General features: G+C 63.8%; 30 protein-coding genes. 5 read left to right on the top strand and 25 right to left on the bottom strand.

Going from position 1 to position 25,611, the window contains the following annotated elements:
• The first annotated feature begins 409 nt into the window (after positions 1–409).
• Positions 410–928: a hypothetical protein gene (locus EA473_RS20250; protein ID WP_124197437.1), complete on the top strand. Its 519-nt coding sequence runs from the start codon at positions 410–412 to the stop codon at positions 926–928.
• A gap of 41 nt (positions 929–969) precedes the next feature.
• On the opposite strand, the gene EA473_RS20255 is transcribed toward EA473_RS20250, so the two are convergent.
• A complete protein-coding gene (locus tag EA473_RS20255; RefSeq protein ID WP_124197438.1) occupies positions 970–1,461 on the bottom strand; it encodes a hypothetical protein in 492 nt (163 codons plus the stop codon).
• Between the two features lie 256 nt (positions 1,462–1,717).
• On the opposite strand from EA473_RS20255, the gene EA473_RS20260 reads away from it, so the two are divergent.
• Positions 1,718–3,652: a beta-CASP ribonuclease aCPSF1 gene (locus tag EA473_RS20260; RefSeq protein WP_124197439.1), complete on the top strand. Its 1,935-nt coding sequence runs from the start codon at positions 1,718–1,720 to the stop codon at positions 3,650–3,652.
• A gap of 207 nt (positions 3,653–3,859) precedes the next feature.
• Here EA473_RS20260 and EA473_RS20265 read toward each other — a convergent pair whose 3' ends face one another.
• The 8 genes from EA473_RS20265 to EA473_RS20295 form a co-directional block, all read right to left on the bottom strand.
• Positions 3,860–4,165 carry a hypothetical protein gene (locus EA473_RS20265; protein WP_124197440.1) on the bottom strand — a complete coding sequence of 102 codons (306 nt, stop codon included), beginning with the start codon at positions 4,163–4,165 and terminating at the stop codon, positions 3,860–3,862.
• Entirely contained in the window at positions 4,152–5,006 is an 855-nt protein-coding gene (locus EA473_RS20270; RefSeq protein ID WP_124197441.1) for an endonuclease III domain-containing protein, read from the bottom strand. The genes EA473_RS20265 and EA473_RS20270 overlap by 14 nt, the downstream gene beginning before the upstream one ends.
• A 63-nt stretch (positions 5,007–5,069) precedes the next feature.
• Positions 5,070–5,237 carry a hypothetical protein gene (locus tag EA473_RS22465; protein ID WP_165875348.1) on the bottom strand — a complete coding sequence of 56 codons (168 nt, stop codon included), beginning with the start codon at positions 5,235–5,237 and terminating at the stop codon, positions 5,070–5,072.
• A 120-nt stretch (positions 5,238–5,357) separates the two neighbouring features.
• Positions 5,358–5,825, bottom strand: coding sequence for a DUF6691 family protein (locus tag EA473_RS20275; RefSeq protein ID WP_124197442.1), 468 nt, complete (start codon positions 5,823–5,825; stop codon positions 5,358–5,360).
• Positions 5,822–6,322, bottom strand: a complete 501-nt coding sequence (locus EA473_RS20280) for a YeeE/YedE family protein (protein WP_124197443.1) — start codon at positions 6,320–6,322, stop codon at positions 5,822–5,824. The genes EA473_RS20275 and EA473_RS20280 overlap by 4 nt, the downstream gene beginning before the upstream one ends.
• Positions 6,323–6,436: 114 nt before the next feature.
• Positions 6,437–7,120: a DUF502 domain-containing protein gene (locus EA473_RS20285; protein ID WP_124197444.1), complete on the bottom strand. Its 684-nt coding sequence runs from the start codon at positions 7,118–7,120 to the stop codon at positions 6,437–6,439.
• 137 nt (positions 7,121–7,257) lie between these two features.
• Entirely contained in the window at positions 7,258–8,055 is a 798-nt protein-coding gene (locus EA473_RS20290) for a succinylglutamate desuccinylase/aspartoacylase domain-containing protein (RefSeq protein WP_124197445.1), read from the bottom strand.
• Between the two features lie 297 nt (positions 8,056–8,352).
• Positions 8,353–8,841, bottom strand: coding sequence for a DUF309 domain-containing protein (locus tag EA473_RS20295; RefSeq protein ID WP_124197446.1), 489 nt, complete (start codon positions 8,839–8,841; stop codon positions 8,353–8,355).
• A gap of 436 nt (positions 8,842–9,277) precedes the next feature.
• Here EA473_RS20295 and guaB point away from each other — a divergent pair, with 436 nt between their 5' ends.
• Both guaB and EA473_RS20305 read left to right on the top strand, forming a co-directional pair.
• Positions 9,278–10,780 (top strand): IMP dehydrogenase, encoded by a 1,503-nt coding sequence (gene guaB, locus EA473_RS20300; protein ID WP_124197447.1) that lies wholly within the window; start codon positions 9,278–9,280, stop codon positions 10,778–10,780.
• A 198-nt stretch (positions 10,781–10,978) separates the two neighbouring features.
• Positions 10,979–11,470 carry a hypothetical protein gene (locus tag EA473_RS20305; RefSeq protein WP_124197448.1) on the top strand — a complete coding sequence of 164 codons (492 nt, stop codon included), beginning with the start codon at positions 10,979–10,981 and terminating at the stop codon, positions 11,468–11,470.
• Positions 11,471–11,482: 12 nt separating this feature from the next.
• On the opposite strand, the gene EA473_RS20310 is transcribed toward EA473_RS20305, so the two are convergent.
• The 4 genes from EA473_RS20310 to EA473_RS20325 form a co-directional block, all read right to left on the bottom strand.
• Complete coding sequence (locus tag EA473_RS20310; protein ID WP_124197449.1) at positions 11,483–13,243, bottom strand: YcaO-like family protein; 1,761 nt, start codon at positions 13,241–13,243, stop codon at positions 11,483–11,485.
• Positions 13,244–13,434: 191 nt separating this feature from the next.
• Entirely contained in the window at positions 13,435–14,568 is a 1,134-nt protein-coding gene (locus tag EA473_RS20315) for an SPFH domain-containing protein (RefSeq protein WP_124197450.1), read from the bottom strand.
• A gap of 224 nt (positions 14,569–14,792) precedes the next feature.
• Positions 14,793–15,248 (bottom strand): RNA-binding protein, encoded by a 456-nt coding sequence (locus EA473_RS20320; protein WP_124197451.1) that lies wholly within the window; start codon positions 15,246–15,248, stop codon positions 14,793–14,795.
• Positions 15,249–15,311: 63 nt separating this feature from the next.
• Positions 15,312–15,536 (bottom strand): DUF1918 domain-containing protein, encoded by a 225-nt coding sequence (locus EA473_RS20325; RefSeq protein ID WP_124197452.1) that lies wholly within the window; start codon positions 15,534–15,536, stop codon positions 15,312–15,314.
• A 121-nt stretch (positions 15,537–15,657) separates the two neighbouring features.
• On the opposite strand from EA473_RS20325, the gene EA473_RS20330 reads away from it, so the two are divergent.
• Positions 15,658–15,882, top strand: coding sequence for a hypothetical protein (locus EA473_RS20330; RefSeq protein WP_124197453.1), 225 nt, complete (start codon positions 15,658–15,660; stop codon positions 15,880–15,882).
• 22 nt (positions 15,883–15,904) lie between these two features.
• Here EA473_RS20330 and EA473_RS20335 read toward each other — a convergent pair whose 3' ends face one another.
• The 12 genes from EA473_RS20335 to hisC all read right to left on the bottom strand — a co-directional run bounded on the left by EA473_RS20335 (position 15,905) and on the right by hisC (position 25,518).
• On the bottom strand, positions 15,905–16,582 hold the full coding sequence (locus EA473_RS20335) for a type 1 glutamine amidotransferase domain-containing protein (RefSeq protein ID WP_124197454.1): 678 nt from the start codon (positions 16,580–16,582) through the stop codon (positions 15,905–15,907).
• A gap of 127 nt (positions 16,583–16,709) precedes the next feature.
• Positions 16,710–17,714: a DHH family phosphoesterase gene (locus EA473_RS20340; RefSeq protein WP_124197455.1), complete on the bottom strand. Its 1,005-nt coding sequence runs from the start codon at positions 17,712–17,714 to the stop codon at positions 16,710–16,712.
• A 135-nt stretch (positions 17,715–17,849) separates the two neighbouring features.
• Positions 17,850–18,860, bottom strand: a complete 1,011-nt coding sequence (locus EA473_RS20345) for an ornithine cyclodeaminase family protein (protein ID WP_124197456.1) — start codon at positions 18,858–18,860, stop codon at positions 17,850–17,852.
• A gap of 125 nt (positions 18,861–18,985) precedes the next feature.
• Positions 18,986–19,201 (bottom strand): hypothetical protein, encoded by a 216-nt coding sequence (locus tag EA473_RS20350; protein WP_124197457.1) that lies wholly within the window; start codon positions 19,199–19,201, stop codon positions 18,986–18,988.
• A gap of 573 nt (positions 19,202–19,774) precedes the next feature.
• Positions 19,775–20,200: a DUF3054 domain-containing protein gene (locus EA473_RS20355; protein WP_124197458.1), complete on the bottom strand. Its 426-nt coding sequence runs from the start codon at positions 20,198–20,200 to the stop codon at positions 19,775–19,777.
• 501 nt (positions 20,201–20,701) lie between these two features.
• Positions 20,702–21,313 (bottom strand): toll/interleukin-1 receptor domain-containing protein, encoded by a 612-nt coding sequence (locus EA473_RS20360; protein WP_124197459.1) that lies wholly within the window; start codon positions 21,311–21,313, stop codon positions 20,702–20,704.
• A 44-nt stretch (positions 21,314–21,357) separates the two neighbouring features.
• The gene (locus EA473_RS20365) at positions 21,358–21,783 is read right to left on the bottom strand and encodes a hypothetical protein (RefSeq protein ID WP_124197460.1); all 426 of its coding nucleotides are present in this window, start codon (positions 21,781–21,783) and stop codon (positions 21,358–21,360) included.
• 153 nt (positions 21,784–21,936) lie between these two features.
• Positions 21,937–22,581: a triose-phosphate isomerase gene (gene tpiA / locus EA473_RS20370; RefSeq protein ID WP_124197461.1), complete on the bottom strand. Its 645-nt coding sequence runs from the start codon at positions 22,579–22,581 to the stop codon at positions 21,937–21,939.
• Between the two features lie 71 nt (positions 22,582–22,652).
• Positions 22,653–23,192, bottom strand: a complete 540-nt coding sequence (locus EA473_RS20375; protein ID WP_124197462.1) for a multiprotein bridging factor aMBF1 — start codon at positions 23,190–23,192, stop codon at positions 22,653–22,655.
• Between the two features lie 54 nt (positions 23,193–23,246).
• The gene (locus EA473_RS20380) at positions 23,247–23,858 is read right to left on the bottom strand and encodes a CDP-alcohol phosphatidyltransferase family protein (protein ID WP_124197463.1); all 612 of its coding nucleotides are present in this window, start codon (positions 23,856–23,858) and stop codon (positions 23,247–23,249) included.
• Positions 23,855–24,388, bottom strand: coding sequence for an adenylate kinase family protein (locus EA473_RS20385; protein ID WP_124197464.1), 534 nt, complete (start codon positions 24,386–24,388; stop codon positions 23,855–23,857). The genes EA473_RS20380 and EA473_RS20385 overlap by 4 nt, the downstream gene beginning before the upstream one ends.
• The gene (gene hisC, locus EA473_RS20390) at positions 24,385–25,518 is read right to left on the bottom strand and encodes a histidinol-phosphate transaminase (RefSeq protein WP_124197465.1); all 1,134 of its coding nucleotides are present in this window, start codon (positions 25,516–25,518) and stop codon (positions 24,385–24,387) included. The genes EA473_RS20385 and hisC overlap by 4 nt, the downstream gene beginning before the upstream one ends.
• Positions 25,519–25,611: the final 93 nt, after the last annotated feature.

The raw sequence follows: 25,611 nt of genomic DNA on the forward strand, positions 1-25,611 counted from the left end.
CCCAGTGCCTCAACCAGCGCATCCCTGACGCGGCGACACTCCGAACGGAGGTCGCCGCGTGGGAAACTGACCGTAACGAGGCTACCGTCTCGATCGACTGGCAGTTCACTGCCGATGATGCCCGAACGAAGTTACTCCGGCTCTATCCAACTATCACGGAGAAAAAGCAGGACTAGGCTGTCCACACTTGCGAGCGCACTGAGTACCCTCCCAAGCGTCGACTGATGAGCGAAATCGGATCACACCGCTTGATTTCGCTCATCAGTGCAGGCTTGGGACGCCACTGAGTACGACGAACCGGTGTGTGACCGTGCCAATCCGGCGTAGATTTAGGTCGCCACTCCCGGCCTCGAGCGGCCGATCGATACCTAAAGCCTTACTTTCCGTCGGCCCCGCGAGCGAGTGCACGATGTCGAACTTCCACGAACGCCGCCGAGTCCTCCAGCTGGCCGGAGCGAGCGCCGTCGCCTCCGTCGCGGGCTGTTCCGAATTCGCCTCGCCGGAGAGCGAAGAAGAGGTCGAAGACGAACCCGAAGACGGGCCAGAAAACGACGACGTGCTCACCGCGATCGTCGAGCCCGCAGCGAGCGACAGAGAGGAACTACAGGAGGAGGTACTCGACGGTGAACTCTCCCAGGAGGAAGCCTTCGAGCGCCAGAACGAACTCTTCGAAGCCGCGATCGACGACTTCGAGGAACGGGCCGAATCGGAAGCCGATTCCGATCTCCGTATCGAACGCTCTGAGGGCGAAGTCGGCCTCTATCACGTCGACGGCTCCGCCGATGTCCTCGTCGACGCGCTCCGGAACGAAGATATCTCCGTCCTCGGACAGCCTGCCCTCTTCGACCAGCTCCTCCAGCAACAACAGCAACCGGAGCCCGAAGGGCAGGAAATCGACGAGGAAGACCTCGAGGAGACCGACGAGTAGCGCGAAGTGGTAGAGGCGGGTTCGACGAAGCCCACCGTCCGCTACGGGGCCGGATCGACACCGAACGGACTCTCGCGTTCCGTCCAGTTCCAGCCGGGGATGCGTTCCTGAAATCCGGCCGCGAGTGCGGCCTCGAGGTCGTCGACTCCCGCGTTCTCGTCTGCGTCCCCGTGAACCTGCAGATCGGCGTAGTGAAAGGTCGCCTCGCCGAGCGTTCGAAGCGGCTGTGTCCCGGCGATCGTCGCCGCGAGTTCACGCCCGAGGATTTCGTCGATCACGAAACCCGGATAGTCCCCCTCGACGTCGATATCACGAAGGATGCCGGTCAGGGCGGCGACGTTGACCGCCAGGTCGCCGTCGGCGAAGACGGCGTCGACTTCAGCGACGTACTGGTCGGTCGTCACGGGATCGACGTCGGTGTCGAAAACGTCGCCGAGGTCGCCACGGACGCCGTTGATGATCGGAACGACGGTTTCTTTGCGATCTCTCACCCAGTCGCGTTCGGCGACGACGCGGTCCTGTGTCAGGAACATACGCCGCGTTCGCCCTCGAGGCTCCTGGGTTTTGCGAAGGCTTTTATACCACGCAAGGAATACCGTCAGGTAAGCGGGTTCTCCCTGGAATCTTCCCGCACGAACCAGGACACCGACCTGGGAACGTATTCGTCACGGAGTCACACAGGATGATTCGGACGAGAAGGCGTACTGCGTCGTCTCTTCTCGAGTCACCGCTGGGCCATGGCGCAACCGATCCCAGTCGGCGAGTTCACGCAAGCCACATCTGGCGATTATGAGCACTGTAGAGCAGCAACTCGACGATTTGCAAGCAGAGATCACGAGCGAGTTACCGAGTGATATCTCGGTCTCCTCGGTGAAATACGAAGGACCGGAACTGGTCGTATACACCCACGACCCGAAGAAGTTCGCCCAGCAGGGTGATCTCGTTCGCAAACTCGCGAGCAAACTTCGAAAGCGGATCACCGTCCGGCCAGATCCGAGCGCTCTCTCGCGTCCCGAAGAGGCTCGGAAGGCCGTCATGGACGTAATTCCGGAGGAAGCCGGCGTCTCGGATCTCGACTTCCACGCAGACACTGGCGAAGTCGTCATCGAAGCAGAGAAGCCGGGGATGGTGATCGGGCGGCACGGGTCGACGCTCCGAGACATCACGAAAAACGTCGGATGGACGCCCGAAGTCGTTCGGACGCCACCGATCGAGTCCTCGACGGTATCGAACGTCCGGAACTTTCTCAAGCAAGAACGCGACGAACGCCGAGACATTCTGGAACGAGTCGGTCGCCAGATCCACCGCGAGGAGATGTCCGACGACGAGTACGTTCGGATTACGACGCTAGGGTGCTGTCGAGAGGTCGGTCGCGCGGCCTTTATCCTCTCGACGCCCGAAACCCGGATTCTCATCGACTGCGGTGACAAACCAGGCGCGGAAGGCGAAGTGCCGTACCTCCACGCACCCGAAGCGCTGGGAGCCGGGCCACAGAACATCGACGCCGTCGTCCTCACGCACGCCCACCTCGACCACTCCGCGCTCATCCCGCTTCTGTTCAAGTACGGCTACGACGGCCCGATCTACTGTACCGAACCGACTCGAGACCTGATGGGTCTGCTCACGCTCGACTACCTCGACGTCGCAGCGAAGGAAGGACGGTCGCCACCGTACGAATCCGGACAGGTTCGTGAGGCGATCAAACACTGTATTCCCCTCGAGTACGGCGACGTCACCGACATCGCCCCGGACGTCAAACTCACCTTCCACAACGCGGGCCACATTCTCGGCTCCGCAGTCTCGCACTTCCACATCGGGGATGGCCTCTACAACGTCTGCTTCTCGGGGGACATCCACTACAAGGACACACGACTGTTCAACGGTGCCGTCAACGACTTCCCGCGCGTGGAGACACTCGTTCTCGAGTCGACCTACGGCGGTCGCAACGACTACCAGACCGACCAGGAAGACTCCGAGGAGAAACTCAAGGAGGTCGTCCGTGAGACCTACGACCGCGGCGGAAAGGTCCTCATACCGGCGTTCGCGGTCGGGCGGTCACAGGAGATCATGCTCGTCCTCGAAGAAGCGATGCGCAGCGGCGACATCCCCTCGATGCCGGTCCACCTCGACGGGATGATCTGGGAGGCGACCGCGATTCACACGACGTATCCGGAGTATCTCCGTGACGACCTCCGAGACCGCATCTTCCACGACGACGAGAACCCGTTCCTCGCCGAGGAGTTCAACCACATCGACGCGGGCGAGGAAGAACGCCAGGAGGTCGCCGACGGCGACTCCTGTATCGTCCTCTCGACGTCCGGTATGGTTACCGGCGGTCCCATCATGTCCTGGCTCGGCCACGTTGGCCCAGATCCCGATTCGACGCTCGTCTTCGTCGGCTACCAGGCACAGGGAACCCTCGGCCGACGGATCCAGAACGGCTGGGACGAGATTCCGACCAGCGAGGTCGGAGCCATAAACGGCGACAACGGTCGTGGCACCCTCTCGTTGAACATGAACGTCGAAACGGTCGACGGCTTCTCCGGCCACGCAGACCGCGCCGGCCTCGAGAACTTCGTCAAGACGATGAATCCGCGCCCCGAGAAAGTCCTCTGCGTTCACGGCGACGAACGCTCGACCCAGGACCTCTCCTCGGCGCTGTACCACGAGTACAACATGCGGACGTTCGCACCGAAGAACCTCGAGACGTTCCGCTTCCTGTAACTCACGCCCAAAGCTCCTGTACTCACCGTCGGTTCCGATGACGTGATAGACAGCGGGCCGCGACTCCGCACCCCGATTCCGATTTCCCCCGTTCGCCGTCGCTGCACCCGGACGGAAGGTGGGCGAGGTCTGTCCGAACGGCAACCATTATGCCACAGGTTTTCGTTGCGACGGAACGTGTCCACTACCGGCCCGGAATCGGCTGACTCAGTCGCTTCGTCGCTCGAGGAAAGGCGTCTCGAGGTCACCGTCACTATCGGCGTCCTCGCGGCGTTGACCGGAGATCGCCGTCGGTGGCGTGGTGATTGCCGTTGGCGCGTTGCTGGTCGCACTGGCAGCACTGCTGGTCGGGTTCGTTCCCTCGGTCGACTCCGACGGACCGTCCGCGACGACGCTGGCGCTGTTCGCCGTCGGCGTTGGACTCGTTGTCGTACTGCTATGAACGCCTTCCGGGTCCGATCGCGTCGCGACCTCGGGTACACAGGTACAGCAATCCGTATCAGTCGACCGCATCGGCAGGATCTATCACCTCGTCCGTCTCCGGGTAGACACCGACCTGATCACAGACGTCGCCCATCGGACAGGCGTCGGGATCCTCGAGACAGGCCGGCGTTCGGGCCGTACAGTACTCCCTGCCGAACTGGATCGTCGCCGTGTGCCCGAAGCCGCACTTCTCTGCGGGCACCTCCTGTTCGAGAACCGTTCGAACCACTTCGTGGTCCGCGTCGGCGGGTGCGATCCCCATCCGGCGATAGATCCGGTGGACGTGCGTGTCGACGGGAAAAACGCCGCCCCGCCCGCCGGCAAAGAGGAGGACGCAGTCTGCGGTTTTCGGACCCACGCCCCGGACGGAGAGGAGCGTCTCACGAACCTCCGAGGGCGACTCGTCTTTGACGAAGGCATCGAACGCGCGGGCCGAGCCGAACTCCTCGAGGATCCACTCGGCCGTCGCGACGAGAATTTCTGATTTCTGGTTGTAGAGGCCCGCCGAACTGATCGTTTCCGCGAGTTCGGAGCGATCGGCCGCTGCGAGCGACTCCGCGAGGCCTGGAACGCCGGCTTCCGACTCCGTCTCTGCGGTCGCATCGCGGTTCGGTCCAGCGCCGTAGCGTGCGAGCAACGCGTCGTGGGCGGGCTGACTCGCCTTGTCGCTCGTATTCTGGCTCAGGATCGTCCGGACGAGGCAGGTAAACGCGTCCCGCCCGCCGTAGGTCTTCTGCCAGTACAGTTCGCCGAGGCGATCGATCACCCGTTCGGCTCGCGTGTCTGCCGTCGCCGGATCGAACTCGGCTGTGACGCCGCCACCCGACTCACCACCGCTTATGTTGATCGACGGCTCCGGATCGTCGCTCATGCGTGAGGCGGTTCGCACTCGAGGGCTATTGACGTGGTGGTCTCGACGACGGATGAGGGGGTGTCACCATTCGGTCTTACAACTGAACTTCTCGTTGCAGGACGAACAGGTCGCCGTCTTCGCGAACCCCTCTTTCATCGATCCGACCGCTTCGCTCGTCCGTGTCACCGTCATCCCGATGTCGACGAACGTCGATTCCGAACAGTGAGGACAGATGACTCGCTGTGGCATGTCCCTCGGTACCGCGCGACCGCCATTTACCTTTGTGGCCCAGATTCCGTTGACACGTCTGTGTCCAAACTACCGCTGATTCGAGGACGAACACGGGAGAAGTGGCCGCTACAACCGGATTCAGTCCGCCGCTGTCGTCGGAGCCGTGCTCTCGGCTCGCGTCGAACGCCAGAAACCCTGAATGTACGCTCCGATAAACATTCCGACGATGCCGTAGAGGATCGGGAAGTTACCGATGCCGAGGCTGGCGTAGGCCGCACCCGGACAGATTCCCGACAGCCCCCAGCCGACGCCGAAGATCCCGCCGCCGATGACGACGTTCCTGTCGAGTGACTTCAACCGACGGCCGTAGACCGCTCCCGTCAGCGGAGCGGTACTGCGGAACTGTTTGACGCCGAAGAACGTAATCCCCGTCACGATCGCCGCCCCGAACATGACGAACAGCAGGCCGAAGTCCGTAAACTGCAGGAAGCTCAGGACGACTTCGGGCTGGGCCATGTGGCTGAATCCGAGCCCGAATCCGAAGATCAGCCCGCCGACGAAGACCAGTGGCAGGAACAACGGGTGTTGTTCGTGTTCGGCGCTCACGGCACCACCCCCACGGCCTGGACCAGCTGGGCCGTTCCGATCGCGACGAACAGGAACGTCGCGACGCCGACGAACGACGCACTCGAGACCGACCCGACGCCGCAGACGCCGTGGCCCGAGGTACACCCTTTCCCGACGCGGGTGCCGATCCCGATGAGGATGCCGCCGACGAGCAGTCGCCACCACTGGACGTCCGTCGTCCAGAGCCCGTCCTGGGGCGAGACGGTGACGGCGTAGACCGCGGCACCGAGAACGATGCCGACCGTGAAGACGACCCGCCAGTCTCGCGAGGGGCGATACTGCTGAAATCTCGAGAGACTCGAGCCGTACGACAGCGTCGACTCGAGGAACGTACTCGCGCCGGCCGGGATAGCGGTGCCGACGTAGATCACGGCGACCCCCAGGCCGACGAACAGCCCGCCGATCGCGTAGTGGCTGATCCCGTTGGGGAACAACTCGGCGAGCAGGGCGACGAAAAGCGCAAGCGTTTCAGTCATCACTCTCGCGAAGGTGTTCTCGGCGTATCAATCCTCCCACGGCGGGGAAAATTGTGCGTATCTCGGACGCCACGGTCTGTGGATCGGACGAGAGATGTCGCGTTCGGCGGCCGCTTACTCGTCGCTCCTGGAAGCGAAGGGGGTCGATCGCTCGATCCGATCGGTGTCGTCCGAATTCTCGACCTCGGTAGCGACGCCGAGGGTCGCGATAGAGCGGATAGCGTCCTCGACGGTCATATCCACGTCGGAGACGTTCTCCACTGGAACGTGAACGACGAAACCGTTCGTCGTCGGATTCGGGCCGAGCGGAATCATGACCGTCTGGAGTTCGTCTTCGCCGAGACGTCGCTCGATCTCTCGTGGCGTATCCGCGGTCAGAAAGCCGAGTGCGTGCAAGTTCTCGTGTGGGAACTCGACGAGTTTGACCTCCCGAAACTGATCAGTTTCATCGTCCGCCAGGACGTCGCTGGCTCGCCTGACACTCGCGTAGATCGGGCTCACCACCGGAATCGATTCGATCGTCTCGTGGACGGTTTGTGAGAGTCGCCGGCTCGAGGTACAGTCCGCGACGAATCCCACGAGCAGGAACAGGCCGACGAGCGAGAGGAGCGTCGTCAGTTGAACGACGATCGTCGGCGGCTCGTTCGGCCAGACGTAAATGATCGCGGACACGATCGGCGAGAGGGCCCGAAGGACGAACTCGAGGACGATCGTGAGAACGATTACCGTCACAACGAGCGGAATTGTGATGGCGATTCCGTTGAGTAACCACCGCTTTGTCGTCGCCGTCGGGGTCACAGTAGCGCACGTTCGACGCCCGGCTCATTCTCCGTTTGGGTTGCGATGTACTGCAAGCGGACCGGAAAGTCGCGGGGGACGTCACTCCGATGCGTACCTTCTCGGCCGATTCGAACCGTTCGATCGACCGAACGCGTTCAATCCGCGGCGGTCGTCGACTGCAACACGTCGACTTTCTCGGCGGCGTAGCCGAAGACGTCACTGTAGCCGTTCGGGGACATGAGGACGGGATAGAACGACTCCGCGGCGACCTGTTCGTCGCCGTCGGCGGCGGCGAACGTCTCGCCGGGTTCGACCTCGGCGAAGTTCTCGACGAACACCTCGTACGTGTCGGCACGTTGCTTTCGAATGACGTCGGTGAGACGGAAGACGGGGAGTTCTCGCGTAACCGTATCGCCGGGTAACGCGTCGACGGCCGTCAGGAACGCTCGAGTCAGGCGGTCGGCGTTCTGAGCGGCCGTCTCCGTGCCCTGGAGGCCACACTCGACCTCGAGGGTCTGAATCTCGGAGAAGAGTCTGCCCTCCGCGAAGGTGCCGGTTTCGACCATCGCAGCGACGGGCAATCGCGGGACGAGTTCTGTCGTCCGCTCGTTCATCGCGTTGACGATGGCGAACGGGTCGGCGTGGCTCTGGGTCGAGTGCATCGAGAACGCGAGACAGCCATCGAGTTCCTCGACCAGTTCGTGTGCGAGCCGTCCTTCGTGGGTCGTCGCGTCCGGATCGCCCGGGAACGTCCGGTTGAGATCCTCGTCGACGAACCGAACCCGCCGCTCGAGGGCCTTCTCGTTGACGACGACGAGTTTGACGGGGCGTTCGACGGTCGGCCGATCCGCCAGAAGGCGTTCGATGGCACGAACGCCACAGGGCTCGTCGCCGTGGATGCCCGCAACGACAGCGATCTCCGGCGTTCCCGACCCAAGCTGTGCAACTCTCATTATCTACTAGTTGGGCTACGTCTTCAAAGGCCGTTCGGTCTCTCACGAAAGCGATCAGTTGCGACACACGAGAACGCGGGAGAACCGAGGCGTTCGGCGACGTCCGCAGCCGATGGGTTTGCGGGCGACTCGAGCTATCAACCGCCAGTGGAATCCGCCTCGACTCGAGCTATCATACGTTTTACTGTAGCTGTCGTACGGTTTACTGTAGCTGTCATGCGGTTTACTGTCCATCAGTTCGGGCGTACCCGCGACCCGGGCGGTGGATACGCCGGGGCGTCGGTACAGAGATCCGGATCAGTCCTCGAGCGAGGCGACGTACTCGTACTCCGCCGAACGGGCCGTCGGCCGCTCGCCGTCGATCCTGATCCGCCAGTCGTCGATCCGTTCGGGATTCTCGAGAGCGTTGGTCAGGACCGTTCGCACCTCGAGTACGTCGACGCCGTAGTAATCGTTCGGCGTCCCACGAAGGTACTGCAAGGCGGTCTCGAAGAGCGAACGCATCCCATCGTCGTTCGCGAAGGCGTGACGCTTGTACGCGCCAGCGGCCACCTGTACCATTCCGTGGAGAAACGCACTCTCGGTCGAGCCGCGGCCGTAGTTGTACCACTCGAGTTCGAAGCAGTCGTGGCTCTCGTGGTAGTCGCCGACGTTGAACAGCCTGACGCCGTGGACCGTTGCCCGTCTGAGCGTTCCGTGTTCCCAGTGACTCTCGCGCTCGAGCCAGCCGGTCGGCTGGCCCGAGGGGGGCGGGTCGACGGTCGGATCGTTCGTGTGGTCGTCCACGAGAGATCGTAGGCGGGGTGACTGAAAAAGACGGCCTATATCGGCAAATGGACTTATGAGGGAGCGGTGAGACTGACCGATCGAATGAACTATCCGCGCGGAAAGTGCCGACAATGCGGGGAGCGCCTCTACGGACACGTCGACGGTGGCTACCAGTGTTTGAACTGCGAGCAGCGGTATCCGTCCGACGAGTTCGACACGAACACCCGCTGATACGGATTGCTGTACCTGTGTACCGGAGCAACCGGGTGCCGTCCCGCGGCCGCTCCGGTACTGACTTGCAGTAAACCGTATGAGACGACCGCCTGCGGCACTCGAGGCGAGCCGAGGGCGATCGAAAGCCCGTCGACAGGAAGTTCCAGCCGGTGGTGGAACGTATTAACATACCAAACCGTTATCTCGCAACGTTTTTTGCCGACGGGTTCGGACGGTTTACATGGCGAACGACGTTCCCGAGCACGAGCCCTATTCTTCGAAACTCGAGGTACCGGAAGCGCTAACCTTCGACGACGTCCTCCTTCGACCCAAGGAGAGTCGCGTCGAACCCGACGACGCGGATCTCACGTCCCGCGTCTCGAAGACGGTCGAGGTCTCCGTTCCGATTCTCTCGGCCGCGATGGATACGGTTACCGAGAGCAGCATGGCGATCGCGATGGCCCGCCACGGCGGTCTCGGCGTCCTCCACCGAAACATGAACGTCGACGAGATGGTCGAGGAAATCGAACGCGTCAAGAGCGCGGACGAACTCATCATCCCGCTGGACTCGGTCGTCACCGCCGATCCCGAGATGAGCGTCCGCGAGGTCGACGAACTGATGGCCCGGGAAGGCGTCGGCGGCGCACCCGTCGTCAACACCCGCGGGGAAGTGCTGGGGATCATCTCGAGTACCGACATCCGACCCCATCTCGAGGTCAACGAGGACGACCCCGTCACGGAAGCGATGACCGACGAGGTCATCACCGCACCGGGGGATATCGACGCCCGAGACGCGTTCGATCTGATGTACGAACACAAGATCGAGCGCGTCCCGGTCGTCGACGACGAGAACCTCCTCGTCGGACTGGTGACGATGCAGGGAATCCTCCAGCGCCGTGAGTACAAGGAAGCCGTCCGCGACGAGGACGGTCGATTGCGCTGTGGCGTCGCGGTGAGCCCGTTCGAACTCGAGCGCGCCGAGGCCGCCGACGATGCGGGTGCAGACGTCCTGTTCATCGATACGGCCCACGCACACAACATGAACGTCATCGAGGGGGCACAGCAAATCGATGAGGCCGTCGAAGCCGACATCGTGGTGGGTAACGTCGGAACGCGCGAAGCGGCCGAAGAACTGGTCGACTTCGCGGACGGGATCAAAGTCGGGATCGGACCCGGCTCGATCTGTACGACGCGTGTCGTCTCCGGTTCGGGAATGCCCCAGATCACGGCCGTCGCTCAGGTCGCAGACGTCGCCAGCGAACACGACGTACCGGTGATCGCCGACGGCGGAATCCGCTACTCCGGCGACGCGATCAAGGCGATCGCCGCCGGTGCGGACGCCGTCATGCTCGGCTCGTACTTCGCGGGCACCGACGAAGCGCCGGGCCGGGTCGTCACGATGAACGGCAAGAAGTACAAACAGTACCGCGGGATGGGAAGCGTCGGCGCGATGAAATCCGGCGACAGCGATCGATACCTCAAGGAGGATCCCGAAGACGACGAGGAGTACGTCCCCGAGGGCGTCGAGGCCGCGACGCCGTACAAGGGTACGCTCAAATCCGAACTCCACCAGCTGGCCGGCGGGATGCAGTCGGGAATGGGCTACGTCGGTGCCGGAACGATCCCCGAGTTCAAAGACCGTGCCGAGTTCGTCCGCGTCTCCTCGGCCGGACAGGCCGAGAGCCACGCCCACGACGTCGTCATCACCGACGAAGCGCCGAACTACTCGCCCGATAGTAGCTAATACTGTCGGACAGAAGTCAGTGAGGTCGCGAATTCGCGGCCGTCGCCATCGGAGACGGCCGCAGGAGAGCGACCGATCTTCAAATAGTTCTGTCCGACAGTATAACGGGCGTCGACCAACTCTCTCGAGTCTACTGGCGACCAACTCTCTCGAGTCGAGAAAGTAACGCCTACGTTCGTGCGGTTCCGAACGTCGAACGTGAACCGCCGTACGGTATTGCAGTCTGCCGGGGCACTTACCGCTGTAGGACTCGCGGGCTGTCTCGAGGGCGTCCAGGACCACGTCGAGGGCAGTTTCCAGGGAGTGGTTCCCATCGAAATCTACAGCGAGACCGACCGGTACTACAACGTCCGTCTCGAGGCCTACGAGCGCGAAACGAACCGCCAGACCTACGAGGAGGCGTACTCGATTACCCCCGGAGAGAACGTCATCCCGCCGAACCTGGAGGGGGTGTATCAGACTCTCCGCGTCACCAGATTCGATCTGAACGACGACGAAATGGAGGTTCGCGAGGCGATCGTCACCCCGGACACGTCGCTCGTCGTGATCTGGCTCGACGACGAGTTCGTAGTCGAGGTTCGTCAGGACGACGGCGAGTCGATCAACGAAACTGAAGACGCGGGATCGGTCGACGACGTTGACTCGGCCGACGGCGTCCCCGTCGGGGACGATCCGAACGAGGACGATTGATAGCGGCCTCTCTCACGGATACGGATGGAACTCCCGCTCGAGCCGTGGCTCGAATCCGAGTTCGTCCGGCACCGTCTGTGCCCGGTCACCGAAAAACGGCGTGCCGGTAAACAGCGGCTGCATGCCGGGAACGACGACCCGAACCGCCTCGAACTCGATCGCCTCGACGTCGCGGGTCGTCAGTCGAGCCGCGTACGGCGTCAGACCGCTGTCCTCGATTCGTTCGACGATCGACTCGAGTGCGTCTTCGCCCGTCGGGACGTCGTCCGGGCCGACGCGCTGGGCCGAAACCGTCCGGTCGGCGTCGACGAACGCCCGGGCGGCAGACGGGAACGAAGCGTACTCGCCGATCTCTCCCGACGCATCGGCAGCGTCTTCCGGACCGAGGTTTCGAAGCTCCATCCAGTTTTGAATCGCCTCGCAAAGCGCCGCGGTCGCGGCTGCCGTCGCGTCGAGGTCGGCCGCCGAACCGACGGCGAACGCGGGCCAGGGGTCGTCGCCGACGTCGACGCCGCCTTCGGGAACGGACGACGGATCCCGGTGGACGGCGACGGCGACGACGGGGACGTCGACGTCCTGCGTGACGAGCAACGGCGTCACCTCGAGGGCCTCGCCACGTGCCCGCCGCGAGAGCGTCTCGAAGGCCGAACTCTCGACCTCGAGGGCGAGCGGATCGAAGCTGGAGTACCACGCGAGCATCGTCGCGTCGCGTTCGACGACCTCGGTGGCTCCCGACAGGAGCGCGTCCACCGTCGAGGAGCCGAGCCCGAGGCCGGTCGTGATCGCGGGAACGAGTCGGTCCCCCGGCTGGGGGAACTGGACCGCCGCGGCCGGCAGGTGAACTGACTCGCCGGTCGAGAGGTTCTCGCCGGGGACCCAGCGGTACTCCGCGTCCGGGTCGACCGCCGGGGCGTCGTCCGGACGGACGAGATCGGTCGGCGAGACGGCGTTTTCGAGTTCCGACTCGCTCGCGTGGACGAACTCCTCGTCGCGGTAGACGCCGGCACAGTAGCGCTCGAGCCCTTCGCCGACGGCTTTCATCAGTGCCTCGTTCCAGTCGTCGGCGACGCCCGCGGCCTGTTTCGACGCGCTCGCGTCGCTGAATCCGCCGGTTTCGGCGTTCGTCGCCAGATAGTACGGCGCGGGGAAGGACTCGACCTCGCCGATCGTCGCGACGGGGCCGACCCGCTCGTCGATGGCGACTTCGACGCGCTCGACCGCCGCCTCGAGTGCAAGCGTCTCCGCGTCGCGCTCGAGCGTTCGATCGCGGCCGTCGTCCTCGCACGGACAGTTCGGGACGGGGAGGACCCGTCGGCGACGATGCGGGAGTTCGACGACGTGGCCGATCACCGATCGGTCGTCGCCCGAGAACACGCGGACGCACTCTCGCCCCGCCAGCGCGCCGGCAAGACGCGCGCTCGAGCGGTCGGCACTCGGCGATTCGTTCGATTCCGGGCCGTGGGAGGCGACGCGGGCGCGGAGGCAGTCGAAACAGCCGGTCGCCGGGGCGAACCCCGACACGGCGGCGTCGACTTCGGGGAGCGGATGGCCGCCGACGCCGCCGATCTCGACGGCGATCCACGGCGTTCCCCCGGTGCGGGCGGCCTCGTTCGCCCGCTCGAACGTCCTCGAGCCGGCGACGGCAGAGACGATCGCAAACCTGGCGTCCCCGACGTCTTCGGGCGTTCCGTCAGTGACGTCGATGTCGACGTCTTCGAGCGCGGCGGCGACCTCCTCGTAGACCGGGTCGTCGCCGACGACGTGTACCTGCATAGCCGAACAGTCTCGAGCGGTCGGTAAAAGAGCCCCGTTCACGGCGAGCGAGAGTCCGTCCTGCGATACCGGTTCGGGAGTCCCGATATCCGTCTCGGTGCCAGTGCGTTATACGGATTACTGTACCTGTGTACCGGTGCATCCACCGCCCGGGTCGCGGGTGTGCCGCCAATGACGTACAGTAAACCGTATCAGTCCTGGTCAGTCTCGACGTCCGCGTCCTGACGCGTCTCCGAGACGCTCACGACGTCGTCCGACTCCGCGGGCATGTCCTCGCCTTCCTTGATCGCCTGCGCTTCCGCCTCCATCGCTTCGACGTCCACTTCGGTCTCTTCGATCTCGCCGATGATCTCGGCGATGTCGTCGAGGCCGATCAGCTCTCGGGTTTCCTCGTCGAACTCGAGGCTCTCGAGCTGGTCGCCGTCTTCTTTGACGTCGCTGCCCGAGAGGTGTTTGCCGTACCGGCCGACCATCGAGGTCAGTTCCTGGGGCATGACGAACGTCGTGGACTCGCCGTGCCCGATCTCGGTCAGGGCGTCCATCCCCTTGTCGATGACGGCGCGCTCGCCCATCGATTCTGCCGATCGAGCGCGCAACACGGTCGAGATAGCGTCTCCCTGGGCCTCGAGGATCTCGCTTTGTTTCTCACCCTGAGCGCGGATGATGTTCGATTGTTTCTCACCCTCGGCTTTCTCGACGGCGCTGCGGCGTTCACCCTGTGCCTCGAGGATCATCGCGCGGCGACGGCGCTCCGCGGAGGTCTGTTGTTCCATCGCGCCCTTGACGTCCCGGGACGGGGTCACCTCGCGGACTTCGACGCTCTCGACGCGGATCCCCCACTCGTCCGTGGGCTCGTCGAGTTCTTCGCGAATGCGCTCGTTGATCATCTCTCGCCGGCTCAGGGTGTCGTCGAGTTCCATGTCACCCAGCACGGCTCGCAGCGTCGTCTGGGAGAGATTCGAGACGGCATTCTTGTAGTCGTCGACCTCGAGGAACGCGCGTTTGGCGTCCATCACCCGGATGTAGACGACGGCGTCTGCGGTCACCGGGGAGTTGTCCCGCGTGATCGCTTCCTGACTCGGCACGTCGATCGTCTGGGTGCGCATGTCGAAGGTGTACACTCTCGAGACGAACGGCGGGACGACGTTCAGGCCGGGCTGGAGGAGTTTGCGGTACTCCCCGAAGACGGTGAGTGCGCCCCGGTTGTAGGCGTCGACGATTTCGACCATCGACCAGACGGTGGCGACGACGAGAAGGAGGGCGAGCGCTCCGACGATCAAAAGCGGATCGCCGACCTCGAGTTGCAGGGGTACGAGTAGCTCCATCATGTGATATACGGTCGCAAGACGAATAACTCTTGGCCGGCGTCGACTGATACGGTTTACTGTAAGTCATTGCCGGTGCACCCGCGACCCGGACGGCGGGTGCGCCGGTAAACAGTTACAGTAATCCGTATGCCAGGCCTCCGACTGGTGATCTCTCTGCGTGAAAGTTCGTATCAAACCAGTAACAGAGACGACGGAACGAGTGACGAGGGACCGATCGACGGTCACTCCTCGTCTCGAAGCCGCGTCAGAACCTCCTCCGCGTTCTCGAGGGCTTGCTCTTTTTTCGCGGGGTAGGCTTCGACCTTCCCGCGGAATGTGATCCCCTCGCCGAGGCGAACGTCGCCCTCGAAGGCAGCCTGTTTGTCCAGTCGCAGGAACAATTCGGTGTTCTCGGTGACCCGTTCGTCGAGTTCGTCGATCAGTGTCTCGAACTCTTCTAAGTCGGCCAGTCGCGAGAGGACGTGACGGACGTCGTCGGCGTTTTCGACGCGTGCCGAGAGGACGAGAATGCGGTCGCCGTAGTGACCCTCGCTTTCGACGCGCTCGATCGGGAAGGGGTCGTCCCCGTCCTCGTGGTCCGGCAGGAAGGTTCGAAGCGCCTCCTCGACGCGCTTTTCGTCCTCGGTGGCGTAGCAAAACGTCCGTAAATCGACGTAGTGAAGCGGAATCTGTGGCATCTGCGATTCGAACGGGGTGTCGGTAACGCGTCTCGAGTACGGACTCGAGCGGTAGACGGTTCGTTACTCCTCGACGTCTTCGCCGTCGGCCTCGTCGTCTTCGGGTTCGTCGTCGGCTGCCTCGAGTGCGTCCTCCGGAACGCCGGCCTCCTGGCCGTCCTCGAAGCTGATCGTGTAGGTGACGTCGCCGAACATCGATTCCATCGTCTGGGAGACCGTGCCGGTTTCGCCGTCGAACTCGCTGTGTTCGTCGTGCAGGACGACGCGATCGTCTTCCTCGAAGGTCATACTCGAGATTCCCCGCCGGCCCGTAAAAAGGAACTGATTGCGAACCTCCGTTCGATCCGTTCGGAACACCCCACGACGGCTATCCGGAACGGATAAGAGGCTCGGCAGTCAATTATCCAATATGTTCGGGGTGCTGTTTCTGGTCCTCCCGATCGTCGGCGCGTACGCCGTTTACGTCGACGCGGTCGATCGCGGAACCGACGGACCGGTGTGGTGGGGGATTTCCACCCTCGCCGTCGGCTACGGCGTCGGTCCGATCGTCATGGGTCTGTTCCTCGTACTGTATCTGCTCGGCCACTTTCTCGAGGACCAGTTGTCCGCTCGCCGCGCGGACTCGACAGCGTGATTCGCCAGGCTGCGTCGGTCTGCTAGCCCTCCATCTCCTCGAGCAGCGTCTCTGCGGCCGTAGTCGACGATTCGGGGCCGCGGGCGGTGATGAGGTCGCCGTCGACAGTGACGCTTTCCGCTTCCTCGAGTTCGGCGTCCCAGTCGCCGCCGGCGGCGATCACCTCGTCTTCGACCCAGTAGGGGAGTTTCCGACCGCTCGGCATGCAGTCGTTCTCGTCGACGATGTCTTCCTCCCACTCGTTCGGGAAGCCGGTGACGTCGCGGCCGTTGACGATGAACGCGCCGTGGCTGTCGCGGGCGAACGCGAGGATGCCAACGGCGTGACAGACCACCAGCGCTTTTCCGTCGCCTTCGATCGTCTCCCGGAGCAGTCGCCGTGCGTCGCTGTCCTGATTGACGTCCCACTCGGTGCCGTGGCCGCCCGGAAAGACGACGGCGTCGTAGGCCTCGGCGTCGGCGCGTGCGGTCGGGATGGGATCGGCGAGTCGGTCGTCCGTTTCGTGGACCTCGCGGACGTGTTCGGCGGTCTCCTCGCCGACCTCGTCCGGATCGATCGACTGTTCGTCGAGTTCGGGTGGGCCCCCCGAGGGCGTCGCGACGGTGATCTCGACACCCGCTTCCGAAAGCGCCTCGAGCGGTTCGACACACTCCTCTCCCCAGTACCCTTCTTCGCTGACGACGAACAGCGCAGTTGACATATGTGTTCGTACACCCCCTGTCAGTAAAAAAGCGTTGCGTCCGGAAACGAACCTGTTCGATCCGGCGACTGTCACGTGGGTTTGGGCTCGGTTCTTCGCTGTCGACGCCGTGTGTACGTGTGTGAGATCACCCGTTCTCGTCGAGGTTCAACGCCTCGAAGAACCGGCGGGTGATCCGTCCGTCGACGAACGACAATAATTGGTCGTTGTCACCTGCTTCGTCGCCGAAGAGACCGAGTTCGATCCGACCGCCGGCCATGTCGTGATGACCGCCGATCGGTCCGAGTTCGCCGAATCCGTCTTCGAGCGTCTCTCCGATGTGAATCCGCGGATCGATCGATCGGCCGCTCAGCCGAATCACTCGCCCGACGATCCCGTAGGCGAGGACGGTGTCGACGCCCTCGAGGTTGAGAAGAAAATCCGCTGCCTGGGGGAGCGCGTCGGTTTCGGAAGTCGTGCCGACGCTCGCCACGAGTGACGATCCGCGGCGCTCTCGAGAGTCGATCGCGCGGCTGATAGCGTCGATCGTTCCCGGCGTGAACGCACTGCCGTAGAGCTGTTCGAGCGCCTCGAGGTCCGCATCGGGATAGATCGCGAGCGCCGCCTCGTACTCCCGTTTCGTCGGTCCACGGACGAAGTCGAGCCGTTCGCGATGGAGCGCAAAAAGCAGCGCCGAGGCGAGTCGCGACGTCAGTTCGACGTCGAGTTCTCGGAGGTACTCGACGAAGATGGTCGCCGTCGCGCCGTACTCCGTCCGGACGTCTTCGACCGTCGCGCCGGCGGATTCGCCGGGGTGGTGATCGACGACGATATCGGGAACCATCTCCGGCGAGACGCTCGAGTTCGCCCCGGGGACGGTGTGATCGACGAACGCGACGCGATCGTACGTGTCGACGTCGACGTCGGCGATCGGGCGAAGGGAGATGTCGAGCATGTTGACGAACGCCCGGTTTTGCTGGTGGGAGATCTCACCGCCGTATGCGATCGTCACGTCGTCGACCCCGACGTCGTCGGCGATCGCCTCGAGTGCGAGCGCGCTGGCGAGACAGTCCGGATCCGGATTGTCGTGACAGACGATCGCCAGCGACTCGGCCGTCTCGAGAACGGAGACGAGTTCGACCACGCGGGGCATAGGAAAACGTACGAGAAGACCCCGTTTGAACTTCCGGTCCCTACGGGGCGGTGATCCGTCGAAATCAGCCATTGACCGGTCGGTAGTGGTCCGGTACGGTTGGACGGCCGGAGGGCAGTCGCCGTCATAACCGTCTCAATCGTGGGGTCGTTCGCCGGTCAGCGCCTCGCTCGCCGGGGCGAAAGCGGTCTCGCTTCCCAGCCCCTCTTCGCGGGCGTTCTCGTAGAGCATGTGAGCCGCAGCGGCCGTCTCGATCCCGGTTCCGCCGCTGTCGAACACCGTGATCTCGTCGGCGTTCGTTCGACCCGGTCGCTCCCCGGCGACAACCTCGCCGAGTTCGGCGTGAACGTGTTCTTCGGTGACGACCCCTTCCTCGAGCGCCGCGAGAAACGATCCGGCGTCGAACGTCGCTCGCTCGCGGAGATCCGGAACGTACGTCGCTCGTTCGATCGTGGTCGCGTCCAGTTCGCACCTGTCCGGCGAGTACTGGCCCATCGCGGTCACGTGCGTCCCCGGATCGAGGACGTCGCCGTCGAACACCGGTTCGCTCGCGCTCGTTGCCGTGATCACGACGTCCGCGCCGGCGACGGCCGCTTCGCTCGAGTCGACCGCCTCGACCGTCGCTTCGAACCGGTCGGCGAAGTCCGCGGCGAACGATTCCCGGTTGTCGGGCGTCGGCGAGTAGACGCGGACCTCGGTGAACTCGCGTACCGTCGCGGTCGTGTGAAGCTGGCCGCGTGCCTGCGGGCCGCTTCCGATAACGGCGAGTGTTTCGGCGTCCTCGCGGGCGAGTTCGTCGACGGCGACCGCGCCCGCGGCTCCGGTCTTGAACGGGTTCATGCTCGCCCCGTCGAGCAGGGCGAGTGGCTCACCGCTATCGGCGTCGAAAAGCGGCGTCACGAACCACGCGTCGCCGGCACCGAATCCCGCGCTGTACATGTATCCCCCCATCGCGCCGGTTTCGGGCAGGATCGCCGCGTAGCTGGTGAACATCCCACCGGGGGACGACCGGAAGAACTTCGACCGCGGCTGGGCGGGTGCACCGTTCCCGCGCTGGCGGTACCCCTCGCGAACGGCGTCGACGTACTCGGACGGCGTGGCGAGACCCTCGACGTCTTCGCTGGTGAGAAAGAGTGCATCAGTCATAGGTGAGAACGGAACGCGAAACGGGATAAAGAGATCGGAGATCGTCGTACGGTCCGTTGTAATTCTTTACCGGTGATCGCTGCCCCGTTCGAGCGATCACCGGTAAAACGGTACAACGATCCGTATCAGTCCGCGTTGAGGGGTGGTCGCGCGGAACGCGCCTCGTCGGAGGCGTCTGCTGGCGTATTAACGAACATTGCGTGGCCGATGATCCCCATCGCTACGAACGCGCCGATCGGAATCGCCGTCGTCATCGACAGTCCCACGAGCGTGAGTGCAGCGGTGATTCCGAGCAGTGCGACTGGGATGAGGCCGAGAACAATGTCGTAATATCCAGTCATAATCTATTCTAGAGTACGGGAAATAGGTATATAAGTATTTCCCATAATTAGCTGATACTGGATTCGTTCGTAACCCGTATTTGAGGGCGTGGATTTCTATAACTTATGAGTTGGTTATTGGGGCTGGAATTGATGAGTAATATCGCTCGAAACAGCCAGATAATATATTATAATTTGATAGGATCAGTCGCAATCAATTTATTAACCGCATGACTGCAGGCGGGAGTGAAGGAGGTCCGCCCCCGGCGTCACTCGAACATCGGCTTCGATCGGAGAAGGGTTCGGTTCAGGTTCCCGAGATTCGTTATCGGTTTCTGATGTGTTTTGGAACGAGTAGAAAGCAACCGAACAGATCGTCGGCGGACGTCGTATCGAGTGGCGTTTCATACGGATTGCTGTAACTGTTTACCGGAGCGACCGCGGGACGGCGTCCGGTAGCTCCGGTTCTGACATACAGTAAACCGTATCAGACCTAAACTGAGGGGGAAAACGCTGTTGTGGAGGTCGATGTGAGCCATCAGTCCGTCCGTGGAACGATACTGCGGGAGGTCGGTCCCCCTCCGGATCAACGCGTTACTCGCTTGCCGTCAGTGCGGTGACGACGACGCGCCAGCCGACGATGACGAGCAGTCCCAGGCCGGTCATGACGAGCGGGAAGGGCCACGCCGCACCGCCGTCGAACAGCGCCGATTGGCGAAGGAGGAGGCCGACGTTGGCCGCGCCGAGCCAGGTAACCGTTAGCAGGCGGATCGTTCGACCGACCGAAGACGATACGTCCGACGTGTACACGCCTGCTATCGCTGCGACGACGAGCCAGCCGAGGACGAACGGGAGGACCGTCTCGAGCGTTTCGATGGGCGCTGTGATCGGATCGTGGCCGTGAGAGAGCGCGCCGCCAGCGACCAGCGCGGAGAGCAAGACGACGTCCAGTACACCGATCACCACCGTCCGGCGGTCGATCGAACGGTCACCGACTCCCGGACCAGTTACAGCATCCATGTGGCGGGGTTAGACCGCCCCCTACATCGGTTTCCCGGTTCGGACGTCACCCCGATCCGAAACGGACCGCTGGCAACCATTCTCGGTGGGAGACCGGTCGGCGGTCTCACGAGTAAACGGCGACAGCACTCCGTACGACAGGAGAGGGGGAACCCTCGGCGACGAGGAGTCGCCGAGTGTCGTCCAACGGACGGAACGCCCGTGCGAGGTGAACCCTCGCATCCGTACATCGGGTTCCGAGCACTTCGTTAGCGACTCCGTTCAGCGGGTCGAACCAGATCGGCGACCGTCGCTCACAGAGTAGGCTGTTCATACAGGTCTCGAGGTGGCGTCTTCGGAGCGAACGACGGCGAAGCGCTGCTGTGGGTCGTCCTCGAGCTGGGGGACGATGACCGTGTGGTCGGCACGCGGTATACGGAGTGTGATGGCTGTGGTCGCACGATGCTGTCCGCGGAACTGACGAGGGTTCGAATGCCGAACGCGTCGTCGCTCGATCAACGGTTACTGGTCGGGAGGGTCACGACGGATGAAACCGATCGTCGCCGGATTGAAGTAGTACGTCGCGTCACAGCCGTCACACGAGACGAAAAGGGGGTGGCCGTGACGGTGTTGCTTCCAGAGTTTCTGCTGGGCCGATTCGATCTCGAGGACGACCGCCTCGCGACAGCCGTCGACGGTACAGGGAAAGCGCATGAACCAGTTCGGGACGGAAAGCGGGCCGAGCGGCGTGAGTTCGGCCCGTATCCCCGTGAGTAGTTCGAAGACGGTCCTCGCGAGGTGATCCCGATCGATCGCGACGCCCTCGACGTCTGCGAGGAATCCGCCGCGGTACGCCTCGTCTTCGTACACCGGGAGAACAGGGACTCCCTCCGCTCGCGCGTATCCGATCTCCTGATTGACCCAGCGCGAGTTCGCCGACCGGTCGGTCAACACCGCGACCACGACGTCGCTGTCGACGATCCGCCCTTCGAGTCGGTCCCGATTTTCGTTGGAGTCGACTTCCTCGAGTGCGACGTGGACGTCGAACGGGAAGTTCCTGACCGTAGTGAACAGTTTCTGGACGAGTTCGAGATCCGCAGGGGCGTGCGAGACGTACACCTGTTCGCCGGTCATCGTGTTGATTGTACCGTATAGTAGCTCGAGTTTAATTAACGTATCTATTCCTCGTCCGAACCGGCCGTGACAGTTTCGAGAACCCGTCGAGAGAACTCGTGTTCGGAGAGTTCGGCCGAGAGACCGTCGAACCACGCGCGTTCGACGTGCCAGCGGCCCCGAACGTCGCCGCCGGTCGTTCGGGACGTGACGGAGAGCCGACCCGGCGACCACTCGCGCTCGTCGGCGATCGCGAGAACGGTTCGGACGACGGTTCCGACCTCGTCGCTCGTAACCCGCGGGGCGTCGGAGACCACCTCGTATTCGAGGGACATCCGGACGCCGTCGCGCGCTCCGACGGCGTCGGATCGACTCGAGCCGTCGCGTTCGCCTCCGCCCGGATCGTCGCCCCATTCGATCGAGAGGACGTAGATGCCGTCGCTCATCAGGCGGTTCTCGAGGGAGACGCCGATGGGACGATCGTCACTCATACGGTCGCCTTCGAGGGAGACCCGGAAAAGGGTAGGGGCGACACGCAGTCGCCGACGTTTGGAACGGTACTAGTACCCTCCCAAGCGTCGACTGATGAGCGAAATCGAACCACACCGCATGATTTCGCTCATCAGTTCAGGCTTGGGACGCCACTAGAGCGGCTCGACGAGGTCCTCGAGCGCCGCTTTCGGGTCGTCGGCTTTCGCGACGCCGCTTGCGAGCAAGACGCCTTCGGCTCCGAGATCGCTCGCGGCGACGACGTCCTCGCCGGTGCTGATCCCGGCCCCACAGAGGACCGAGACGTCGCTGTCGACGTTCGCGGCCGCGTCGACGGCTCCCTCGACGATATCGGGGTCGGCCTGACTGACCGGCGTTCCCGTGCCGATCAGTTCCGGCGGTTCGACGGCGACCGCGTCGGGACCGAGCGCCGCCGCGGCCCCGATCTGGGCGGGGTTGTTGGCACAGACTACCGTCTCGAGGCCGGTGCGCTGGGCCGCTTCGACCGCCCCGTCAACGTCAGCGAGTTTCAGGCGACGTTCGGAATGGTTGATCAGCGTCCCGACCGCGCCCGCGTCGGCGACGGCCTCCGCCAGAGTGTGGCCAGTGTTGCTCCCGTGTTCGATCGGATCGACGTGTTGTGCCCACGTCTCGACGCCGGTCTCGGCGACGCGTTCGAGCTGGGCGGCCTGCGGGGCGACGGCGACGCGCGCGTCGGTCGAAGCGTCGACGTCGCGAGCAGCTTCGGCGACGGCGACTGCATCGCACGGATACGTCTTCAGGTTGACGAGGACGAACATACGAGAGATCCGACCGGCGGGCCAGAAATAGCTTGCGAGTCGCCGACAGCGGCCCGGACTCGAGTCACGAATCAGTCCTTGCGCTTGACGACGTCGCCGAGGGTGTAACTTCCCGAGGAGGAGCCGCCCGACCACTCCGAATCGTCGGCAGAGCCCCCCTCGGCGCTCAGGTCGATCTCGAGGAACCGCTCGAGTTTCGACTGGACGTTATCGCTCGGAAGGGTGTCACCGCGTTCGATCTTGTGGATGAGACTCGCCTTCTCGTTGAGTTCGTTCGAGAGATCGGACTGACTGAGCCCCTTCTCCTCGCGAGCGGTGCGCACCCGCTCGTCGTAGTCCGGAGCGAGTTCGTCCATATCGTCGAACATATCACGTTGAGGCGGACTCGAACCGCCAGAACTCGAAGACGTGCTCGTGCTCGAACTCGAGGTGCTCGAGCTACTGGCGGAACTCGAATCCGTCGAATACTTCGTCGACGTGCTCGAGCTCGAGGGCTGTTTCACCTCGGTGCCGAAGTCGGTACAGTTCGAACACACGTCCAACTTCGCACCCTCGACTTTGATGGTCTTCGGGGACGACGTCTCGGCGCCACACATCTCGCACTGAACCATGTGCGCACCTATATCCCGCCGCGGCATAAACCATGCGGCGAGTTCCACTCTCGGTTACTCGAGTGCGCTCCACGAGTAGAAAAATCGCTGGAGTGCGGTGAAGTGGCCGACGACCGCGAGGAAGACGAGCAACCAGCCGGGAAGCGTGAGTCCACCGTACGTTCCCGCGATCGGATAGGCGAGAAAGCCGACGATACCGATGATCGCGAGTCGATCCGCACGGCCGACGAGTCCGCCGTAGACCCGATCGAGTCCGACGGCCTGGGCCTGCGTCCCCAGATACGACGTCATGACGACGCCGGTGACGGCGAGAAAGCCGAGGAAGTAGTCGCCGATTCCAGCCGCGAGACCGCCGATGACGACGATGTCCGCGTATCGGTCGAGGACGTGATCGAGGAGGTCTCCGCCCGCCGAGTCGACTCCCTGCTCGCGCGCGAGCGCCCCGTCGACGATGTCGAGCCAGCCGTTCAGAAAGACGAGGACCGCCGCGCCGACGTACCAGACCGGATCCGCACGGCCGCCGAGCAAGAAGGCGACGGCTGCCAGGATTGCCATGACGAACGCCAGCACGCTCACCCCGTCGGGGGTCATCCCAACGCGGTCGAACCCGTCGACGAACGGGTCGAGAAACCGCGAGACGTACGGCCGAAGCTGGTCGAGGGTCATCCGAGATACCCCACGAAATCCACGTCGCCAGCACTCGGTCCGCGATCACCCGCGAGGACCGCCTCGAGGGCGTCCGCAACCGCCGCCGGCTCGCGATCCGTCGTATCGATTTCGTACACCGACTCGAGCCCGTGTGCCTCGGCCGCCTCGGCGAGGATCACGTCCAATGCCTCGCTCTCGGCGTTCTCCCTCGCTTTCGGCTCAGGTTCGCCCCGGTCGCGTAGTCGGCCCTCGAGTTCTTCGGGGTGACATCGGAGGACGACGACACGGTCGGCGTCGAAGTGGTGTGCGAGATGTGATTCGATCACGACGTCGTCCCGGCCCTCGAGCCACGCCGACAGCGCCTCGAGGTCAGCGACCTTGCTCTCGCGTTCTGCGTCGACCTCGGTGTACAGCTCCTCGGTCTCGAGGACGTCGTTGAGGTGGACCGTCTCGAGGTCCGGCACCGAACCGCCTCCGAGGCGGTCCTCGAGGAGCCCGGTCGCGGTCGTCTTCCCGGTTCCCGGCGTTCCGGTAACCGCGACCCTCACGTGTCGGGCACCTCCGCTTCGGTGTGAGTGTCGACCTCGAGATCGGCGAGCACGGCGTTTACCGCCCCGATCGCTCGGTCGGTCTCCTCGTCGGTTCCGCAGGTGATCCTGATACAGCCGGGGAGGCCGAAACTGGTACAGTCGCGGACGATGACGCCCCGATCCTGGAGTTTCTCGGCCACCGAACTCGCGTCGTCGACGTCCACGAGGACGAAGTTCCCTTCGCTCGGCCAGACGTGTGCGTCGATTCGATCGCGTATCTCCGCTCGCGAGGTGCGGGCCGTCTCGACGGTCCGATCGACGTGTTCGGTATCGTCGATCGCTGCCAGTCCCGCCCGACAGGCGAGTTCGCTCGCGGCGAACGGCGTGTTCACTCGCGTGTACGCACTCGCCCACTCGTCTGGGACGACCGCGTATCCGAGCCGAACGCCGGCGAGGCCGTAGGCCTTCGAGAACGTCCGGAGGACGGCGACGTCGTCGCGAGCGTCGTACCCGTCCCGCCCCTCGAGGAGCGCAATGGCGCTGTCGCGCTCGGCGAACTCGCCGTAGGCTTCGTCGACGACGATCAGCGTCTCCTCGTCGGTCTCCTCGGCGAGCCTCTCGATCTCCTCGAGGGGCATCGTCGAGCCGGAGGGGTTGTGCGGGCTCGTGAGCCAGATCACCCGTTCGCCGTCGTATCGCTCGAGGACCGTCTCGGCGGTCTGTGCGAAGTCGTCCGTCCGCTCGAGGGCGTACTCGTGGACCCCCCCGTGGTGAAAGCGCGCGCTCATCCCGTAGTAGGCAAAGCCCGGCGTCGGGACGAGGACGTCGTCGTCGGGCTCGAGCGTGGCCCGGTGGAGGTAATCGATCGCGCCGTCGCCGCCGTTTGCGAGCCAGATCTGCTCGTCGTTGACGCCCCAGCGGTCGGCGATCGCCTCGACGAGGTCGGCGTGGGCGGCCTTGGGGTAGGAACTCATGCTCGAGGCGTGCTCGCGGATCGCCACGGACGCGGCCGGCGACGGGCCGTGAGGGTTCTCGTTCGAGGCGAGTTTGACGAATTCGGAGGGGTCGCGCCCGAGTTCGCGGGCGACTTCTTCGATGCCCCGACCCGCCTCGTATGCGACGTGATCGGACAGGTCGCGCGGTTGCATATCCGAATTCTGTTTCCGGTGGCTCTTAAGGGTGCTTACCTGTCCGCACGGAGGCCGCTTCGGCGGCCACACCGCCCCGTACGGATCGTCGCA

The sequence above is a fragment of the Natrarchaeobius chitinivorans genome, from assembly GCF_003841505.1.
In the GTDB taxonomy this organism is placed as follows: Archaea; Halobacteriota; Halobacteria; order Halobacteriales; family Natrialbaceae; genus Natrarchaeobius; species Natrarchaeobius chitinivorans.

Bases quoted from the DNA above. Each gene is read 5' to 3' on its own strand.
- EA473_RS20310 (WP_124197449.1), bottom strand. From the start codon at position 13,243: ATGCAGGTACACGTCGTCGGCGACGACCCGGTCTACGAGGAGGTCGCC.
- EA473_RS20355 (WP_124197458.1), bottom strand. From the start codon at position 20,200: ATGGATGCTGTAACTGGTCCGGGAGTCGGTGACCGTTCGATCGACCGC.
- EA473_RS20325 (WP_124197452.1), bottom strand. From the start codon at position 15,536: ATGACCTTCGAGGAAGACGATCGCGTCGTCCTGCACGACGAACACAGC.
- EA473_RS20250 (WP_124197437.1), top strand. From the start codon at position 410: ATGTCGAACTTCCACGAACGCCGCCGAGTCCTCCAGCTGGCCGGAGCG.
- EA473_RS20265 (WP_124197440.1), bottom strand. From the start codon at position 4,165: ATGCGGTCGACTGATACGGATTGCTGTACCTGTGTACCCGAGGTCGCG.
- guaB (WP_124197447.1), top strand. From the start codon at position 9,278: ATGGCGAACGACGTTCCCGAGCACGAGCCCTATTCTTCGAAACTCGAG.
- EA473_RS20350 (WP_124197457.1), bottom strand. From the start codon at position 19,201: ATGACTGGATATTACGACATTGTTCTCGGCCTCATCCCAGTCGCACTG.
- EA473_RS20375 (WP_124197462.1), bottom strand. From the start codon at position 23,192: ATGGTTCAGTGCGAGATGTGTGGCGCCGAGACGTCGTCCCCGAAGACC.
- EA473_RS20280 (WP_124197443.1), bottom strand. From the start codon at position 6,322: ATGACTGAAACGCTTGCGCTTTTCGTCGCCCTGCTCGCCGAGTTGTTC.
- EA473_RS20335 (WP_124197454.1), bottom strand. From the start codon at position 16,582: ATGTCAACTGCGCTGTTCGTCGTCAGCGAAGAAGGGTACTGGGGAGAG.
- EA473_RS20330 (WP_124197453.1), top strand. From the start codon at position 15,658: ATGTTCGGGGTGCTGTTTCTGGTCCTCCCGATCGTCGGCGCGTACGCC.
- EA473_RS20345 (WP_124197456.1), bottom strand. From the start codon at position 18,860: ATGACTGATGCACTCTTTCTCACCAGCGAAGACGTCGAGGGTCTCGCC.
- EA473_RS20365 (WP_124197460.1), bottom strand. From the start codon at position 21,783: ATGAGTGACGATCGTCCCATCGGCGTCTCCCTCGAGAACCGCCTGATG.
- EA473_RS20360 (WP_124197459.1), bottom strand. From the start codon at position 21,313: ATGACCGGCGAACAGGTGTACGTCTCGCACGCCCCTGCGGATCTCGAA.
- EA473_RS20290 (WP_124197445.1), bottom strand. From the start codon at position 8,055: ATGAGAGTTGCACAGCTTGGGTCGGGAACGCCGGAGATCGCTGTCGTT.
- EA473_RS20270 (WP_124197441.1), bottom strand. From the start codon at position 5,006: ATGAGCGACGATCCGGAGCCGTCGATCAACATAAGCGGTGGTGAGTCG.
- EA473_RS20260 (WP_124197439.1), top strand. From the start codon at position 1,718: ATGAGCACTGTAGAGCAGCAACTCGACGATTTGCAAGCAGAGATCACG.
- EA473_RS20340 (WP_124197455.1), bottom strand. From the start codon at position 17,714: ATGCCCCGCGTGGTCGAACTCGTCTCCGTTCTCGAGACGGCCGAGTCG.
- EA473_RS20380 (WP_124197463.1), bottom strand. From the start codon at position 23,858: ATGACCCTCGACCAGCTTCGGCCGTACGTCTCGCGGTTTCTCGACCCG.
- EA473_RS20315 (WP_124197450.1), bottom strand. From the start codon at position 14,568: ATGGAGCTACTCGTACCCCTGCAACTCGAGGTCGGCGATCCGCTTTTG.
- EA473_RS20255 (WP_124197438.1), bottom strand. From the start codon at position 1,461: ATGTTCCTGACACAGGACCGCGTCGTCGCCGAACGCGACTGGGTGAGA.
- EA473_RS20320 (WP_124197451.1), bottom strand. From the start codon at position 15,248: ATGCCACAGATTCCGCTTCACTACGTCGATTTACGGACGTTTTGCTAC.
- tpiA (WP_124197461.1), bottom strand. From the start codon at position 22,581: ATGTTCGTCCTCGTCAACCTGAAGACGTATCCGTGCGATGCAGTCGCC.
- hisC (WP_124197465.1), bottom strand. From the start codon at position 25,518: ATGCAACCGCGCGACCTGTCCGATCACGTCGCATACGAGGCGGGTCGG.
- EA473_RS22465 (WP_165875348.1), bottom strand. From the start codon at position 5,237: ATGCCACAGCGAGTCATCTGTCCTCACTGTTCGGAATCGACGTTCGTC.